2 protein-coding genes are annotated in these 1,260 nt (G+C 40.3%); one reads left to right on the plus strand and one right to left on the minus strand.

The window, feature by feature from the left end:
- Positions 1–243: transposase (locus THINI_RS22980; RefSeq protein ID WP_211206948.1), on the plus strand; the 243-nt coding region annotated here is incomplete at its 5' end.
- A gap of 10 nt (positions 244–253) precedes the next feature.
- Here the strand turns inward: THINI_RS22980 and THINI_RS00365 are convergent.
- Positions 254–943, minus strand: coding sequence for a hypothetical protein (locus THINI_RS00365; protein ID WP_002706576.1), 690 nt, complete (start codon positions 941–943; stop codon positions 254–256).
- Between the last annotated feature and the right edge of the window lie 317 nt (positions 944–1,260).

Genomic DNA, 1,260 nt, shown 5'->3' on the forward strand with positions numbered 1-1,260 from the left:
AAGCCCAAACCTTATGTGCTTGTCTGGGACAATGCGAGCTTCCATTTAGGCGGTGACCTGGAGGCGATTGCCATGAAATACCAGATTCGTATCATTCAGTTACCCGCTTATTCGCCTGATCTCAACCCCATCGAGCAATGCTGGGCAACCTTGAAACATTATGCGCGTCTGGCCATGGGAAAAGGTAGCACCCTGGACGACGCGATTGATTACGCATTCAACAGACAAAGTGTAGCCGACTAAAATGAAAAGACTATATAACACCCAGCTCGCTCATCTCAAGAACATCATCAGGATACTCTAAAGATGAATATATATTAATTTTTAAGTCCTCTGAGATCATCTCGGTCACTTTATAAAAACAAAGAAATGCCTCTTGGCGATAGCTATTTTTTAGTAAAGTCCCTCGCTTCAATAAGGAAAGAATTTTTTCAAATTTATCCAATGTAGATTTTGGTGTATTAGAATACCTTAAACTATTTATTTTGATGCTTAATTCTATGGCTTCTTTAGCTTCATTATCGGCAACGTGTCTTATCGACTTCATGCTAAGAACCATTGAGGGATGACTGTGCCATTGGTTATTTACTTTAAAGTATATGACAAATGGTCTTTTTATCTCTATATGACTACCTAGAAGGGTAAAGTAATCATTAATAAATTTTTCTAAAATATCTTCAGCTATGTTATGCCACTGAGCAATAATATTGGCAGTAACTTTATAAACACAATCCCCAACGAGACCTTGATTTTTAGGTTGTTGCTCTATTGAGATAGAATTATTGTCTATTTTAATATCAAATATTTCAGGTATTTGCACATCAGTAACAACAGTAGCAATGATTTTATATTCTTTTTCTTTTGATGCAAAGAATCCTTCCAGAGCTTTAGGATCAATCTTATCTTTTTTTTCTGCTTCAAATCCGGCTTTTGTAAGAATCATTGGTTTACCTTTTTAATCTCTAACGTCTGAATTGACGGGCGCGGCGGGGAGTAGAAAGTAAGAATCGCGGGTTGTCACCGCGTCCGTCGTCGAATGATGGAATGGTCTCCACAGCCCCAGCACGGCATCATAGTGCCACTGTTAAACGCTGAAAACCATGGAGACCAAGCATGAAAAATACCATTATCACCATCGACCTTGCCACTTCTGTTTTCGAGTTGGCGATTGCCACCCCACAATACCGCATCACCCAGCGGCGGCGGCTTGACCGCGACGCTTTCCGTCAGTTTATCCATGAACAAGAGCCAGCCCTGCTG

The organism is Thiothrix nivea DSM 5205 (assembly GCF_000260135.1).
Taxonomy (GTDB): domain Bacteria; phylum Pseudomonadota; class Gammaproteobacteria; order Thiotrichales; family Thiotrichaceae; genus Thiothrix; species Thiothrix nivea.

Excerpts from the sequence above, each read along its gene's own strand:
- THINI_RS00365 (WP_002706576.1), bottom strand. The coding sequence starts at position 943 with ATGATTCTTACAAAAGCCGGATTTGAAGCAGAAAAAAAAGATAAGATT.